Consider the following 16,130-nt stretch of genomic DNA (forward strand, 5'->3'; position numbering starts at 1 on the left):
CGCATCCAAAGTGCAATATAATGGTTTTATCATATAGCTTACTTCGATAAATTCTCGCCAGAGTAGTTATAATGATTCCATTCGAAGAATGTCGTTTACAGCCGCGATACAAGCTATTTTTCCATGCTCAAACGTGATTGCGCCTTGAAAATAGCCGGTATAGGGTTCCCGCATGGGACCATCCGCCGACAACTCAATAGAGGCGCCGGAAACAAAGGTTCCAGCTGCCATAATCACTTGATCCTCATAGCCCGGCATTTCCCAGGGAGTGGGCGCCGCCATGGAATCGATGGGAGAACATCGCTGTATGGACTGGCAGAATGCGATCAATTTTTCCGGCGATTGAAACTGAATGGACTGAATAATATCCTCCCGAATATCATCGGGCTGAGGCGTAACTGCATAGCCCAGTTTTGCAAACACACGAGAAAAAAGGATAGCGGTCTTGAGCGCGTTTGCCGTTACGGAGGGCGCCAAAAACAGACCTTGATAATACGGCCGGTAGCTCGCCTCATAGGAGCCCACTTCCCTCCCAAGGCCTGGAACCGTCAATGAACCCTCAATGCGGGAGATTGCCGCTCGGGTTCCCACCACATAGCCACCGGTAGGAGCCAAGCCTCCTCCGGGGTTTTTGATCAGAGAGCCTGCCATCACATCGGCTCCAAAATCAGTAGGTTCTTGTATGGCGGTAAATTCTCCATAACAGTTGTCCACAAAGACCATCACATCCGGCCGGATCGCATGGATGTGCTCGATGGCCTTTTTCATATCATCCAGGGAGATAGGCCGCCGAAAGCTATAGCCCGAAGACCTCTGGATCGCAGCTACCCGGATACTCGTATCCTCCTCCAGGGTCTTCTGGATCCCCTCAAGATCCAAGATATCTCCCGCTAGCAGCGGCTGTTCCCGATAGCGAATGCCCTGCTCCATCAGCGATCCCGGCGTTTCCACCACCCCGATAGCAGCTTGAATGGTATCGTAAGGCGTGCCGCTGATTGCGTACAGGGTCTCACCCGGTCGAAGCAGGCCTCGAAGAGAAAGATAAATGGCATGGGTGCCGGACACGATCTGCGGACGCACCAGCGCATCCTCCCCTCCCATCGCCCTTGCAAACAGCTTTTCCAGGGTATCCCGTGCAACATCACCATAGCCATAGCCGGTGCTCCCAAATAGATGGCTAGCCATGACTCCGCAGGATGCAAAGGCGGACAACACCTTACCCTCGTTGTAGAGCGCGGTGTTGTCCACCCGTAAAAAAGCCTCTCGAGAGGCGTCAAACGCCTCCTGAACCATGACCACGGCTTCTGGCAGAAAGCCATACCCCATGGCGTTAAGTGTTTTGTAGTCCATTGCTTTCCCTCACAAATCAAACAATAAATTCATGCACTAAGCACGTTTTTCGAAGATTCCTCCACCCTGATGCACCACCGAGGCAATGGCATGCTTATAGATCATCTGGGAAGCGCCGCCATCGTCATCCAGGATAACGGTGAAGCTATCAAAGCCGCGAACGGTGCCCTTTAACTGCGCGCCGTCCAGCATTTTAACGCTGACGGGAATCCGCTCCCGGCGTGCCTGGTTCAAAAAAACATCCTGCAGTACGATGGGCCGATTGTTGGTAATCACACAAATCCCTCCATATAACTGATTTCTCCTTTATTATGGACAGGATTTGTTGGATTAAATCACCAGTTCTGGAAAAATCATCTACATTCAGCCAATGAATGCGTCGATCCCGCCGGAACCAAGTCATCTGGCGTTTGGCATAACGCCGGGTTTCCCGCTTCACCCGTTCTACCATCTCATCATATCCGTATTCTCCCATCAGATAGGGAAATACCTGACGATATCCAATACCCATCATGGAAGGATGATTCAGGGGGATTCCGCTGATAAGAAGAACCCGGCACTCCGCCACCAGCCCCTCTTGCAGCATTGCGTCCACACGCGCGTTGATCCGCCGATAGAGAAGTTCCCGCTCCATGGTAAGACCCAGAATGAGAAAATCATAGTTTTCCTGCTCCATGCGGGTAAACTCCTCTTCCCGCTCCGACATTGGAATCCCTGTAGCCTCATATACCTCCAAGGCCCGAAGTACCCGTTTTACATCGTTTGGATGAAGCCGAGCTCCCGTGGAGGGATCCACAATACACAGCCGCTGGTGAAGGGCTTCCGCTCCATTGGCTTCCAGCTCCTCCAGAAGGCGCATTCGCAACGCTGGATCTCCCTGAACACGGCCAAAATCCATGCGATAGGTCATGGCGTTGAGGTACAAACCTGTTCCGCCGCATAGGATGGGCAACTTCCCCCTTGCTTCAATCTCGGCCATGGTCTCCATGGCCGTGGATTTATACTCCGCGACGGAGAAATCCTTTCCCATAGGCACCATTCCGTAGAGGTGATGGGGCACGCCTTTCATCTCTTCATGGGTAGGCCGCGCTGATCCGATGCGCATACCGTCATAAATCTGCATGGAGTCCATGTTGATGATCTCACCATCCAGAGCCTGTGCGATCTCCACCGCCACCTTCGACTTGCCACAGGCAGTAGGCCCTACCAAGAATACAGCGCCCATACTACTGAATCCTCTTAAAGTTTTTTTCCAGATCCCCTTTGGCAATGATCATCACGATGGGACGGCCGTGGGGACAGGTGAGCTTTGGAGTGGTTTTCAGCATCTGCAAAATCTGGGCGATCTCCTCATGGCCCAGGGGCTGGCCCGCTTTGATGGACATCCGGCAGCAGGCCCGCACAATGCGGTCCCGAACCACCGCAAGCGGGCTCGCCTTCCCCAGAGAACGGAATTGCTCCACCATATCGAGGAATGCCGCGTGCAGGTCCAGTCCGCTGAATACACTGGGTACCGCACGGATGGCTATGGCGCCAAGGCCAAAGGTATCGAGATCGAAGCCCATGGAGAGAAAAATATCCTTATGATCCAATACCAGCTGTACCTCTTCTACCGCCATGGTAACCACGCAAGGCGCCAATAGCGGCTGGCTGATCACCTGCTGCCGCTCCATCTGAGCCAGATAGCGGTCATAATTCAGACGTTCATGAGCGGCATGCTGGTCAATGATCATCAGTGATTCCCCGGACTGAACCAGCAGATAAGTGGCAAAGGCCTGTCCGATGATCCGCAGATCTACCGGCAGCGAACCTGCCGCCCGGGGATGGTCGACGGGAAGAGATAGTTGGTCCGCGACCATTGGCACGCCTTGGGAGAAAGCGGGCTTTGCTTGGGACTCTTTGGGCTGCTCAACAGGCTCTTTCTCCATCCTTTCCTTTAAAGGTTGAGAAGGCATTTGGATGGGGGAGAAATCCAAGGAAGCGTCAGGCGCGTCCTTTACCCGGAAACCGCCCTTTTTCGGAAAGGCCGGCATGGCGATCTCCCCGGCAAAATCATCGGCCATACGCTTGTATTCCTCGGGGATTTCGGTTTTCTCAGAAACTGAGGCCAGCGAGTCCTGCTCCTTTGGCGTTTTCTGCGGGAGCGTCAGGCGCCGCAAATCCGATTTTGGGGACAGAGCAGACTCCACAGCCGAAACCAGCTCCGCTAAAATGGCATCCTCATCCAAAAGCTTGATCTCGGTTTTTTGGGGATGGACATTGGCATCCATCCGTTCCTGTTTAACCGTAAGGCTTAGCACATAAAAGGGGAATTTCCCGATCATCATGCGTTCAGAAAAGGCGGTAGAGACGGCATTGGAGATTTTTGCACTCCGCACCACACGCCCATTTACGATGGTGGTTTGAAAGCTCCGATTCCGGCGGGATATCGTGCCGTTGCCGATATATCCCGTTACCCGCAATCCCTTGCCGTCGTATTGAACGGGAATTAGGTTATCATAGATTTCCTTGCCGTACACCGCCAAAATAGCGTCGGCTAGACAGGTTCCCGGACTATGATAAAGAGGACTGCCATTGTTGCTATATCGAATGGAAATCTCCGGATAGGCTAGAATCAACCGCCCCACGCCATCGGCGCAGCTTGCGGACTCCGCTCCAATGCTTTTAATATACTTCAGCCGGGCCGGTGTATTATAAAAAAGGTCGTTGACGTAGATTCCCGTTCCCTCGGGGCATCCGATGGGATACTGACGAACCACCTCTCCCCCTTCCAACTCGATGCCCTGGCCGGTCTCCGCCCCCCGCATCCGGGATACCATCTTCACCCGGCTTACGGCGGCGATGGAGGAGAGCGCCTCTCCCCGGAAACCCAAGGAGGATAGGCCAAACATTTCGTCTCCCGGCCGAGTTTTCCCGGTAGCATGACGGCGAAAAGCCAGTGCCATATCGTCGGGGTGGATCCCCCCGCCGTTATCCGACACATAGATTTCCTTCATCCCTCCGTTTTTGATCTCCACGTAGATGGAAGTGGCGCCGGCATCGATGGCGTTTTCCACCAGCTCCTTGATGACGGAAGATGGACGGGTTACCACCTCCCCCGCCGCTATTTTATTGGCCGTTGCCTGATCCAGCAGCTGTATTCGGTTCAACTCATCGCCTCCGCTCGTTTTTTCAAGTCATATAGCGTATTGAGCGCCTGAATGGGAGTGAGGGTATCCACCTCCAGGGTACGGAGAAGTTCCGCCAGCTCTCCACCTCCGTCCGACGGCTTTTCCTCCAGCACGGGCTCCTCTCCGCGATCAATTCCCAGGATGTGCCCGTCCACATCCAGCTTGCGGAGCTCCTCCAAAATCACCTTGGAGCGCTCTATCACCGGGGTGGGAATTCCCGCCAACCGGGCCACTTGAATACCAAAGCTTTTATCGGTTCCACCGCGGATGATCCGGTGCAGGAATACGATATCCTCACCCAGCTCCCGTGCGGCGATACAGTAGTTCTTTACACCTGGAATCAAACCCTCCATCTCGCTCAGCTCGTGATAGTGGGTGGCAAACATGGCTTTACTGCCCATCTTCGTGATATGCTCCGCCACCGCCCAAGCGATGGAAAGGCCATCAAAGGTGCTGGTACCCCGGCCGATCTCATCCAAGATGATAAGGCTGTCCCGGGTCGCGTTGTTGAGAATATTGGCGGTCTCCACCATCTCCACCATGAAGGTGGATTTCCCCGATGCCAGATCATCGGAAGCGCCCACCCGGGTAAAGATGCGGTCAACAAGGCAGACGCTTCCTTCCTTGGCCGGGATAAAAGAGCCAATATGGGCCATGAGCACAATGATGGCCACCTGGCGCATGTAGGTTGATTTTCCCGACATATTGGGCCCGGTGATAATCAGAAAACGGTTATCCTCCCCATCCAGGGCGCAATCGTTTGGAACAAAGCCCCGAATGGATTTTTCCACCACGGGATGACGGCTCTCGGTCAGGCGGATCACCCCATCCTCGTTGATCTGGGGACGGACGTAGTTGTTATCATAGGCTACTTGTGCAAGGGATGCAATGGCATCCACTATGGCAAGGATCCGGGAATTCTCCTGCAAAACCGGCAATACGTCCCCAATCCGCTCTCGAATCTCACAGAACAGCTGGTATTCTAACCGCATACATCGCTCCTCTGCGCCCAGGATAGTATCCTCAATCTGCTTCAGTTCCTCGGTGATATATCGTTCCGCGTTGACCAGGGTCTGTTTGCGGGTATAGTGGTAGGGCACCATGCCGGTCTGGGATTTGCTCACCTCGATGAAATACCCAAATACCTTGTTGAACCCAATCTTCAGGTTTTTTATGCCGGTCTTTTCCTTTTCCCGGGCCTCCAGCTCTGAAAGCCAGGTTTTTCCGTTGACCGACGCTTCCCGCAACTGATCCACCTCGGGATGATATCCCGGCTTCAGTACCCCGCCCTCCTTGCTGGACAGGGGCGGCTCGTCGGCAATGGCAGATTGAATGAGCTCCGCAATCTCACAAAGCTCATCCAAGCCCTCGTATGCCTCTTGCAACAGGGGCGCCTCGCACAGGCTTAAAAGAGACTTTACCTCTGGTATCAACGCCAACGTATCCCCGATGGCCTTAACATCCCTTGGATTGATGGTACCATAGGATACCTTGGCGCAGAGCCGCTCCAGGTCATAGATATGATTCAGGCAATCGGCAAGGTTTACCCGGGCGATGTAGTTCCCGGTCAGCTCTTCCACCCCATCCAGACGGCGGGCAATACGGTCCCTATTGAGTAGGGGCTGCTCAATCCATCGCCGCAGCAGGCGGGCCCCCTGGGGGGATTTGGTCTTGTCTAACACCCAGAGAAGAGACCCCCGTTTCCCACCGCCCATGATGGTCTGGGTCAATTCCAAATTGCGTTTGGTACCGGCATCCAGCTGCATATAATCGCCCCCCATAGCGGGCTGGATGCGGTTGATATGGCTCAGGGGCACCTTCTGCGTTTCCAACAGGTATTGGAGCAGGCCGCCGGCGGCGGATACGCAGGGAGCGTGGTCCTGGATGCCGAATCCCGAGAGGGTTCCAACACTAAAGTGCTCTTTTAGCTGTTTTAACGCGGTGTCCGGATCAAAGAAACGGCTTTCCCTCTGGGTGATGAGGCATTTACAGGAGGCCAAAAACTCCTCCCCAAGATGCTTTTGTACCGTCTCCGTGATGATAAGCTCGCTGGGGGATACGGCGTATAGGAGGTTTTGAACCTCCCCCGGTTCCAAGGTAAAAAAATCCGCAGCGAAGAACTCGCCGGAGCTGACATCAGCATAGGCGTACCCGCCTTTCCCCCGTTGCATGGATAACGCAAGAATGTAGTTGTTCCGGTCCCGCTCCACCATGTTATCCTCGATGACGGTGCCAGGGGTCACGATGCGCACCACATCCCGCTCCACCAAGCCCTTGCCGGGCTCGGTAAGCTGCTCGCAGATGGCCACCTTATAGCCTTTATCGATGAGCTTTTTCACATAGTTGTCCACGGCGTGGTAGGGTACACCGCACATGGGCGCTCGCTCCTCCAGGCCACACTGTTTGCCAGTTAAGACGATTTCTAGCTCTCGGGAGGCGGTAAGCGCATCCTCAAAGAACATCTCGTAAAAGTCCCCCAAGCGAAAAAACAGGATGCAGTCCGGATACTGCTCCTTTAAATCCATATACTGCTGCATGGCAGGTGATAGATTGACGATTGCCATAGAACCCTCCTAACGCTCCTGACCGAACAGGGTATTGGCCTTGGCGTGGGTAATGGTGACGGGAACAAAATCCCCTACCACCCCATGTCCTTTGGGGAAATTGACGGTAATACCCCGATCGATTCGGCCGGTATAGCAGCTGCTATCCCGGCTGGATTCTCCTTCGATGAGAACCGTTTGCTCCGTTCCAACCAGGCCTTGATAGGTTTTTGTGGAGATGGATTTGATGGTATCGATGAGGGTGGTAATGCGCTGAGTCATGACTTCCTTGGCGACCTCCCCCTCCATATCAAAAGCGGCAGTTCCCTTCCGCTTGCTGAAATTAAAGGTAAAGGCGGCATCGAACCGTACTGTTTCACAAAGGGAAAGGGTGTCGGCAAAGTCCGTCTCGCTTTCCCCAGGGAAACCCACGATCAGATCCGTGGTGATGCCCACTTGGGGCATGGCAGCACGGAGCTTTTCCACAAGACAGAGATAATCCCCGCGGGTATATTTACGGTTCATTCGCCGTAGAACCCTGCTGCTACCGCTTTGAACCGGCAGATGGATCTGCTTTGCGACATGGGAGCATTCCGCCATAGCGGCAATCACCTCATCGCTCAGGTCCTTGGGATGGGAGGTCATAAATCGGATCCGCGGTACTCCTATGGCATCCAGCTCGCGAAGCAGCTTGGCAAATTGAGGCTTCCCCCAATCGTTGCCGTAGCTGTTGACATTCTGCCCCAGTAGAGTGATCTCGGAAAAGCCCTGATCCATCAGGGTGCGGGCCTCCTCTAAGATCAGCTCCATGGGCTTGCTGGTTTCCCTGCCGCGCACATAGGGCACGATGCAATAGGAACAGAAGTTGTTACAGCCATGGATGATGTTGGTATAGGCAAGGGGTGGCCTTCCATAGGCCGCAGGCAGATCAAAATCCAAAGCGGGGTTTCCCTCCTCTAAAAGAGTCGTCCTCCCCTTTTCCTGAGCGGCATGAATGAATTCCGGCAGCCGATGCAATTGATGGGTTCCAAAAGCGAAATCGATAAAGGGCATCCTGCGCATAAGCTCCTGGGCCGCGCCTGTCTGTTGGGTCATGCAGCCGAACACCCCCACCATGCCGCCGTTCTTTGCTTTGATCTCCCGGGCCATGCCAATGGCAGCATAGGCCTTTCGTTCCGCCAGATCCCGGATACAGCAGGTGTTATAAAGCAGCACCTTTGCCTCTTTGGGATCGGCAGCGGGAAGATATCCCATGGACTCCAGGATGCCCGCCGCAGTCTGGGTATCCCGTACATTCATCTGGCAACCAAAGGTGGTAATATAATAGGTATCGGTTCCAGGCCGTTCCGCCCGGTACTGATTCTTTCCCATAATGCCTCCAAAGTAATTCTTGATAGAATATTTTATCATATTTTGGTCGAGAAAACAGCGTTTTAAAAAGCAATCCACCCAAAGAAAAGACCTACAGGATGATCTCCTGCAGGTCCGATGCCTCTTCTCCATAGGTACTCATTTCTTTCCAATACGGAACCGGTCCCCCAGCAATAGCCAATTTTGAGGGAAATCCAATCCTAGCTTCCAATAGCTGATTCCCCGGAGATCGAGCTCTTTTAATAGATCAAATTTAGCGTTGATGGAGCGGGCGTCCTCAAACCAAACCACATGCTGCTTGGAGGACGCATCCCAGTAGTAGAAAAACGGCGCCTGTGCGTTGCTATCGTACTCTATTCTCGCATGGTATTGTCGTGCCAAATCGATAGCGGTTTGGGGACTGATCGCCCGGGCATAAGCGCCCCCTCTAATAAAGGGCAGCGTCCAGTCATAACCGTACAGGTTTTGCCCCATCATAATCTTCGTTGCTGGAATCTCCGTTTTCGCATATTCCAAGACTTGCCGCACCGGGCCAATGGGTGATACGGCCATGGGTGGTCCGGCGCTGTACCCCCATTCGTATGTCATGATCACCACGAAATCCGCCACCTCTCCATGTACCCGATAATCATGGGCTGTATACCATCTTCCAGACTGCGCGGCGCTTGTCTTGGGAGCAAGGGCGGTGGACATCAAAAGGCCGGCCCCGTGCAGCCGTTTAGATGCCTTGCGTAGAAAGGCGTTATATGGTTCCCGATCCTCCGGCCGCAGGTATTCAAAATCAAAGTGGATGTCCCGAAAACCATATCTTTGGGCTTCCAGTAAAATATTGGACAATAACCGATCCTGCACATCGGAATTATTTAGAATGCGCGCGCCCAGCGAGTCGCTAAAAGCTCCATTTTCAAGATTTGTAACCGCCATCATCAATGCCGACCCTCCGGAAGCGGCGGCAGTCCGAATGGGGGAAACATCGATCGTTTTAAGACTGCCGTCTGCCTGTGCCTCAAAACTGAAGGGCGCAACATAGGTAAGCTGCAGCGCGTGTTCATCCACAGAGGCGATCACTCGATCCGCAAATCTACCATTGTATGCTTCCGCATAGGCGTTTGATTCAATCGCCGTTTTGGGCATGGGCGGAATGTAGAGCCGAAGGCCTACCGGTAGCGTTGCCTCTGGATTAAACGCGTTGATTTGTGCCAGCGTAAGGTAAGGGACACCAAACCTTCTGCCAATTTTATAGAGGGAATCCCCCGGCTGTACAAAATAATATCTTCCTGTAATGGGAATCACCAAAGCCTGCCCAATTACAAGGGTTTTGGTGGGATCAATTTGATTTGCTTCTGCAATATCGGCGACGGTGGTCCCATAGATTTTTGCAATCCCATAAAGACTCTGGCCGGATTGAACGACATGAATTTGCATGGACTTCACACCTCCTTTTGCAGTATATTCAGGAGGCTAAAACAGAAAGTCCTTTTAGCGAAAAGAAAAAACAAAATAAAATGAAGCAAGCGATGCTTTGTTTTAGATTTGCGCCACAAAAAAGGTATCTGCTACAAATGAGAACAAAAAGCAAAATAAAAAAACTGAGCTGGTGTATTTAGGCAACAAAATGGATTCCGCAAATGACCGTAGCACCACCCCGCAAAAAATTGGCAGCAAGCCGAAGCGCTATGAGCTGTTTACAAGCGAACAGCGCAGGCACAGCGTGAGTTTTTGCGGAAAAGGAGGAACGGTGGAGTGGGTGAATGATTTTTATGAAATAAAAAATCGGAACGAGCGTAACTCGTTCCGACATGGTGCGAGAAACAGGACTTGAACCTGCATGAAATTGCTTTCACACGGACCTGAACCGTGCGCGTCTGCCAATTCCGCCATTCTCGCATATTGGTGGATGGGGATGGATTCGAACCATCGAAGTCTGTGACGGCAGATTTACAGTCTGCTCCCTTTGGCCGCTCGGGAACCCATCCATTTTATGATGGCCAGTGCATCCGGTGGAGCTGGTGATGGGAATCGAACCCGCAACCTTCTGATTACAAATCAGGCGCTCTACCGTTGAGCTACACCAGCATATCATGCATAGTGGCGACCCGGAAGGGGCTCGAACCCTCGACCTCCAGCGTGACAGGCTGGCATTCTAACCAACTGAACTACCGGGCCATGACCGTTTTGCATTAAAGTGGTGGGCCCTCAGGGACTCGAACCCCGGACCAATCGGTTATGAGCCGACCGCTCTGACCAACTGAGCTAAGGGCCCACAACAGCAGGGTGGGTAAGGTGGTGACCCCTAGGGGAATCGAACCCCTGTTACCGCCGTGAAAGGGCGATGTCTTAACCGCTTGACCAAGGGGCCATGCCTGGTCGGGGTGGAGGGATTCGAACCCGCGGCTTCATGCTCCCAAAGCATGCGCGCTACCAAACTGCGCCACACCCCGTGATGAATGCATCCTCCTTGGACGACGCAATTTAATATACCCTATTTGGGCTCGCTTGTCAACATGGCATTTAAAGTTTTTCCGGAAGAAATCCTCTCTTTTTCCGACAAAAAATTTATGGTGATCCTATGCAAAAAAGGGGGCAGCCCAAGGCAGCCCCCTTTTTTAGCTTTCAATGCTTTAATAAGAAAAGAGGTGCATTTCTCCAGGCATAATCGTGCGTCCTATTCCAGGATCCTGCCATCCGTTGTAACGGTTACAACCTGCCAAGGGAGAAACTTTCCGCTGGCCATCAGAGCCTGCTTTACGGCACGCTCGATTCCACCGCAGCAGGGCACCTCCATACGTATCGCCGTCACGCTTTTAATCTCGTTGCTGCGGATGATCTCCGTTAACTTTTCCGTATAGTCCCCTTCATCCAGCTTGGGGCAGCCAATCAGGGTTACGCGGTTGCGGATAAAATCCCGATGAAAATTTCCGTAGGCATAGGCGGTGCAGTCCGCCGCAATCAGAAGGTTGGCGTTTTCAAAATAAGGAGCATGCACCGGCACCAGCTTGATCTGCACCGGCCATTGATTAAGGGCGCTGGCAATACGAGCCGTTGCCATTAAATCATCCGGAGCCTCTCGCTCAATCCGCTTGGATTGGCTGCCAGGGCAGCCCCCCGGCGCCTGGTTGGCCTTAACTGCCGCCTCGTCAAAAGCTGCCGCTTCCCGCTCCGTAAAGCTGATCGCTCCAGTGGGACATACGGGAAGACAGTTGCCTAAGCCATCGCAATAATCATCCCGCAACAGCTTCGCCTTTCCATCCACCATACCAATGGCTCCCTCTTGGCAGGCCATAGCGCAAGCACCGCAGCCATTGCATTTTTCTTCATCGATATGAATGATCTTCCGAACCATCAGAAGTCCCTTCCTTTCTTGACTTTGTATTCAGATTATACTAGAGTGATGACAAATCTTCTGTTGTTTTTACAACAAAAGGAGCACGAAATGGAACAATATTTGGAATCCTTGCGCCGTTGTGCTCTATTTTACGGCATCCACGATGAAGAACTGCTCTCCATGCTACGCTGCCTCGAGGCTTCGGCTCACAGCTATGGGAAAAACCAATACATCCTCCAGAGCGGTCAACCCGTTACAGCCATTGGAGTCCTGGTGTCTGGGAGCGCTTACATCATTCAGGAGGATTTCTGGGGGAACCGAAATATCCTCGCGCAGGTGTCTCCGGGGCAGATGTTTGCTGAAACCTTTGCCTGCGTTCCCAATTCGGTTTGCGGGGTTGACGTCATAGCGGACTCCCCCGCCACGGTGCTTTTTCTTGATATTCAACAGGTGCTTACCACCTGCTCCTCCACCTGCATCTTTCATCAGCGTGCTGTCCGCAACCTGCTGTCCGATCTTGCCATGAAAAATCTGCGATTCCACGAAAAACTAACCCACCTGAGCCAGCGTTCCACCCGGGATAAACTGCTCTCTTATCTTTCGGCCGAATCCATCCGCCAGGGAAGCTCTCGCTTTGAGATCCCCTATAACCGCCAGCAGCTTGCCGACTATCTTTCGGTAGACCGCAGCGCCATGTCCAGTGAGCTTGGACGGCTGCGGGATGAGGGAATCCTAACCTTTTCCCGCAATCGCTTTACCCTTCTGATGGAGCAATAATCTTTAGCCGTATCAAAAAACGCCTTGTGCGTGGCGCACAAGGCGTTTTTTGGTCATTTAGACACAGGGCGTTGGATGTTCCCCCTCTTCCGCCATTTCCCGGGTTATATGAACCGTTCCCCTAGGATGCTGAGGCGGCGCATAGATGGAATAAAGCTTAAGAGGCTTTTTCCCTGAGTTGATTACATTGTGCCAGGTGCCAGCCGGAATCAGAATCGCGCAGTTTTCCCGCAGACAACTTCTACACGCCAGCCTCCGTTGATTGTTTCCCATGGCGACATAACCGCCGCCTTCCTGTACACAGAGAAATTGATCCACATCCGGATGCATTTCTAAACCGATCTCCTCCCCTGCCCCAATACACATTAAGGTTAGCTGAAGGTGATCGCCCGTCCAGAGCGCAGTGCGAAAGTTGGTATTCGCCCTGGTGATGGCGTTGATATTCACTACAAACGGTTCCGCTCCGCGATCCACATGACCAGGGAATCCCCTGGTACCGGCATTTTTTCCCATACCTTATCCCCCTTTTCGGGTTTTACGCCATCCTATGTCCGCAGTGGAAGAAAGGTGCAAAGCAAAAACAAAAGGCCCCGCCGTAAAACGGCAAAGGCCCCCTTTTCTTTAAAACCACTCCAGAATATAGCTCAGCATGGCCTTCATGCCTGGTAAAAGGGACTCCACCTCAATATACTCCTCCCGGGTATGGGCTCCATGGCCGCGGTAGCCTCCAAAGCAGATGGAAGGCACCCCCATGGACAGCGGAATATTGCAGTCGGTGGATCCAGAATGACCCATAGGAACGACGCCGGTATACTGGGAAACCGCATCCCGAACCCGCTGGCGCAACTGTTCCTCCGCCTTCTCCGGCACATCGCCCATGCAGGGCCGGTCCCCTACCAGCTCTGCCGTCACACCGATCCCCATAGCCTCATAGGCTTGAAGGGTCCGATGAAAAAAAGCATCCATGGCATTGAGACTGGCCCCCACGTCGGAACGGTACTCAAAGAGCATTTCACACCTTTGCGCAATGGTGTTGACGGAGGTCCCTCCTTGAATCACCCCCACGTTATAGGTGCTTTTCCCGCCCTGGGGCACCTTCAGGGTATAGAGGGTCTCGATGAGGGACGCCATGTGCTGGATCGCGTTCCGGTTGCCAAAGCTCCCATAGGAGTGGCCTCCCTCGGTGGTTACAACCACCCGGTACCGCTTGCTGCCCACCGCGTAGTCCACATAGCTTTCCAGCCCGCCGTCAAAGGAGGTAAGACAGGCAACCCGCCCCTTGTAATCCTCCATGATTTTGCGGCAGCCCTTGAGGTTTCCCAATCCCTCCTCGCAGGAGTTGGCCACAAACAGGGCCCCCTTAGGCGGCGTCCGGCCTTCCTCCAACAGCCGGCAGATGATCAGCAGCATCAGCGCCAGATTGGCGGTATCGTCCCCCACCCCTGGACAATGGATCTTCCCCTCCGCCATCACCGGCTCCATCGGCGTAAGATCGGGAAAAACGGTATCGGTATGGGCCATAAACACCGCAATCCGATCCTTCCCCTCGCAATTCATGGGGAACACCACGTTTTTCGCTTCATCAAGATAAACTCCCTTTGCGCCGGCATTCTCAAGCCAATCCCGCACAAAGGCTGCCCGCGCATCCTCCCGATGGGATGGCGCTGGAATTCTGCAAAGGGTTAGAATGAGGTCCACCAGTTCTTCCTGGTGGACCTTTGCATATCGTTCCTGTTCCTCTGTCAGCCGGATCATTTCACGGCCTCCTTTTTATGATTAGAAACGCTTGAACTGCTCCACATCCAGAACAAATACCGTAGCGCCGCCCACCGTCACCTCTACGGGCAGGGGGAAACCTACGTTCTCCGGGCCGGAACCAGGCAGGGCCACAAACTGCTTGCGGCTTTCGCAAACATCCTCGATGATGGCCATAGCACCCTCCAGCTTTTCCTCCTCCACGCCGATCATCAGGGTGCTGTTACCCACCCGCAAAAAGCCGCCGGTGGTGGAGAGCTTGGTTACCCGGTAGCCTGCATCCATCAGCTTAGAAATAACGCGTTTGGAGTCCTCGTCCTGCACAATGGCAATGATCATCTTCATAGCGTGCAAACCTCCTTCTTTGACGGTCTCGCCGTCACTTTTGTACAAACTTCTATTTTATTTCATGATACGGCAATTCCACTGGGAATGCAAATCATGATTTTATTAAGAACTGCGATGAAAAATGAATTTTCCTAATTCCGGAGGCTATGGATCGGCGCCGGGATGCGGCCCTTTCTGGCGATAAACGCTCCGCAATCATACCGGTTTACCGCCATCACCGGCGCGCGTCCAAACAGGCCGCCAAACTCCACGGTATCCCCCACCGTCTTGCCGATGGCCGGGATAATCCGCACTGCCGTAGTTTTTTGGTTGATCATCCCAATGGCCGCCTCGTCGGCGATGATGCCGGAGATGGTAGCCGCCGGGGTATCCCCCGGGATGGCGATCATGTCCAATCCCACCGAGCAGACACAGGTCATGGCCTCCAGCTTCTCCAAGGTTAGAGCCCCCTGAGCCGCCGCCTCGATCATCCCCGCGTCCTCGCTAACCGGTATAAAGGCGCCGGAAAGGCCTCCCACATGGCTGGATGCCATCACGCCCCCCTTTTTCACCGCATCGTTTAAGAGGGCAAGGGCTGCCGTAGTGCCCGGAGCTCCCGCCATCTCCAGTCCCATCTCGGTGAGGATATGGGCCACGGAATCCCCAATGGCCGGCGTAGGCGCCAAGGAGAGATCCACAATACCAAAGGGAACACCCAAGCGTGTACTGGCCTCTCGGGCCACCAGCTGCCCCATCCGAGTAATGCGGAATGCCGTCCTCTTGATGGTCTCTGCCACCACATCAAAGGATTCCCCTTGAACCTTTTCCAGAGCGGATTTCACAACCCCGGGGCCGGAGACCCCCACGTTGATGACGCATTCGGGTTCCCCCACCCCGTGGAAAGCTCCCGCCATGAAAGGGTTATCCTCCACAGCGTTGCAGAACACCACCAGTTTGGCAGCTCCCATGCCATCCCCCGACGCGGAAAGCTCCGCGCAGGACCGTACCACGCGGCCCATCTGCTCCACCGCATCCATGTTAATTCCCGCCTTGGTGGTGCCTACGTTAACGGAAGCGCACACCCGCTGTGTGGAGGAAAGGGCCTTTGGAATGCTGTTGATCAGCACCCGGTCCCCATCGCTGTACCCCTTATGGACCAGGGCGGAAAAGCCTCCGATGTAGTTGACTCCAACCGCCTGGGCGGCGGCGTCCATGGCCTTAGCCACCGGCACATAGCTATCCGCCCCAGTCCCCGCGGCAATCAGGGAAACGGGGGTCACGCTAATCCGTTTGTTGACGATAGGAATCCCAAATTCATCCTCAATATCCTGGCCCACCTGAACCAGGTTTCGAGCGCACCGGGTGATTTTCTCATAGACCTTTTCGCACAGCCGGTCCATATCCGCATCCACACAGTCCAACAGGCTAATACCCATGGTGATGGTACGAATATCCAGATTGTCGTTCTCGATCATGCGGATGGTCTCAAAGATTTCATATTGGTTGATCACA

General features: G+C 53.8%; 12 protein-coding genes, 7 tRNA genes and 1 pseudogene. 1 reads left to right on the plus strand and 19 read right to left on the minus strand.

Going from position 1 to position 16,130, the window contains the following annotated elements:
- Positions 1-66: 66 nt before the first annotated feature.
- The 15 genes from KP626_RS02180 to KP626_RS02250 form a co-directional block, all read right to left on the minus strand.
- The gene (locus KP626_RS02180; protein ID WP_395977918.1) at positions 67-1,350 is read right to left on the minus strand and encodes an aminotransferase class I/II-fold pyridoxal phosphate-dependent enzyme; all 1,284 of its coding nucleotides are present in this window, start codon (positions 1,348-1,350) and stop codon (positions 67-69) included.
- Positions 1,351-1,386: 36 nt separating this feature from the next.
- A complete protein-coding gene (gene hfq / locus KP626_RS02185) occupies positions 1,387-1,623 on the minus strand; it encodes an RNA chaperone Hfq (protein ID WP_395978917.1) in 237 nt (78 codons plus the stop codon).
- The gene (gene miaA, locus KP626_RS02190; protein ID WP_395977920.1) at positions 1,544-2,575 is read right to left on the minus strand and encodes a tRNA (adenosine(37)-N6)-dimethylallyltransferase MiaA; all 1,032 of its coding nucleotides are present in this window, start codon (positions 2,573-2,575) and stop codon (positions 1,544-1,546) included. Before miaA ends, hfq begins: the two co-directional genes overlap by 80 nt.
- Position 2,576: 1 nt before the next feature.
- Positions 2,577-4,499: a DNA mismatch repair endonuclease MutL gene (gene mutL / locus KP626_RS02195; RefSeq protein ID WP_395977922.1), complete on the minus strand. Its 1,923-nt coding sequence runs from the start codon at positions 4,497-4,499 to the stop codon at positions 2,577-2,579.
- Complete coding sequence (gene mutS / locus KP626_RS02200) at positions 4,496-7,084, minus strand: DNA mismatch repair protein MutS (RefSeq protein WP_395977924.1); 2,589 nt, start codon at positions 7,082-7,084, stop codon at positions 4,496-4,498. Before mutS ends, mutL begins: the two co-directional genes overlap by 4 nt.
- A 9-nt stretch (positions 7,085-7,093) precedes the next feature.
- Entirely contained in the window at positions 7,094-8,434 is a 1,341-nt protein-coding gene (gene miaB / locus KP626_RS02205) for a tRNA (N6-isopentenyl adenosine(37)-C2)-methylthiotransferase MiaB (RefSeq protein WP_395977926.1), read from the minus strand.
- A 138-nt stretch (positions 8,435-8,572) separates the two neighbouring features.
- The gene (locus KP626_RS02210; RefSeq protein ID WP_395977928.1) at positions 8,573-9,859 is read right to left on the minus strand and encodes a LysM peptidoglycan-binding domain-containing protein; all 1,287 of its coding nucleotides are present in this window, start codon (positions 9,857-9,859) and stop codon (positions 8,573-8,575) included.
- A gap of 375 nt (positions 9,860-10,234) precedes the next feature.
- A tRNA-Leu gene (locus KP626_RS02215) sits at positions 10,235-10,321 on the minus strand.
- 4 nt (positions 10,322-10,325) lie between these two features.
- Positions 10,326-10,410: transfer RNA gene (locus KP626_RS02220), tRNA-Tyr, on the minus strand.
- A gap of 25 nt (positions 10,411-10,435) precedes the next feature.
- A tRNA-Thr gene (locus tag KP626_RS02225) sits at positions 10,436-10,510 on the minus strand.
- A gap of 13 nt (positions 10,511-10,523) precedes the next feature.
- Positions 10,524-10,600, minus strand: a tRNA-Asp gene (locus KP626_RS02230).
- A 20-nt stretch (positions 10,601-10,620) separates the two neighbouring features.
- A tRNA-Ile gene (locus tag KP626_RS02235) sits at positions 10,621-10,697 on the minus strand.
- Positions 10,698-10,718: 21 nt separating this feature from the next.
- A tRNA-Glu gene (locus KP626_RS02240) sits at positions 10,719-10,793 on the minus strand.
- 5 nt (positions 10,794-10,798) lie between these two features.
- Positions 10,799-10,875, minus strand: a tRNA-Pro gene (locus tag KP626_RS02245).
- 224 nt (positions 10,876-11,099) lie between these two features.
- Positions 11,100-11,777, minus strand: coding sequence for an ATP-binding protein (locus KP626_RS02250; RefSeq protein WP_395977930.1), 678 nt, complete (start codon positions 11,775-11,777; stop codon positions 11,100-11,102).
- Between the two features lie 90 nt (positions 11,778-11,867).
- Between KP626_RS02250 and KP626_RS02255 the strand changes: the two genes are divergently transcribed.
- The gene (locus KP626_RS02255) at positions 11,868-12,536 is read left to right on the plus strand and encodes a Crp/Fnr family transcriptional regulator (RefSeq protein WP_395977932.1); all 669 of its coding nucleotides are present in this window, start codon (positions 11,868-11,870) and stop codon (positions 12,534-12,536) included.
- A 57-nt stretch (positions 12,537-12,593) separates the two neighbouring features.
- Here the strand turns inward: KP626_RS02255 and KP626_RS02260 are convergent.
- The 4 genes and pseudogenes from KP626_RS02260 to KP626_RS02275 all read right to left on the minus strand — a co-directional run.
- Positions 12,594-13,007: pseudogene (locus tag KP626_RS02260) on the minus strand (cupin domain-containing protein); the annotation flags it as partial.
- Between the two features lie 150 nt (positions 13,008-13,157).
- Positions 13,158-14,291, minus strand: a complete 1,134-nt coding sequence (locus KP626_RS02265; protein WP_395977934.1) for a M20/M25/M40 family metallo-hydrolase — start codon at positions 14,289-14,291, stop codon at positions 13,158-13,160.
- Between the two features lie 21 nt (positions 14,292-14,312).
- Complete coding sequence (locus tag KP626_RS02270; protein ID WP_395977936.1) at positions 14,313-14,636, minus strand: cyclic-di-AMP receptor; 324 nt, start codon at positions 14,634-14,636, stop codon at positions 14,313-14,315.
- A 134-nt stretch (positions 14,637-14,770) separates the two neighbouring features.
- Positions 14,771-16,129 (minus strand): PFL family protein, encoded by a 1,359-nt coding sequence (locus KP626_RS02275; RefSeq protein WP_395977938.1) that lies wholly within the window; start codon positions 16,127-16,129, stop codon positions 14,771-14,773.
- Between the last annotated feature and the right edge of the window lies 1 nt (position 16,130).

Source organism: Christensenella sp. MSJ-20, assembly GCF_044357945.1.
In the GTDB taxonomy this organism is placed as follows: domain Bacteria; phylum Bacillota; class Clostridia; order Christensenellales; family QAND01; genus QAND01.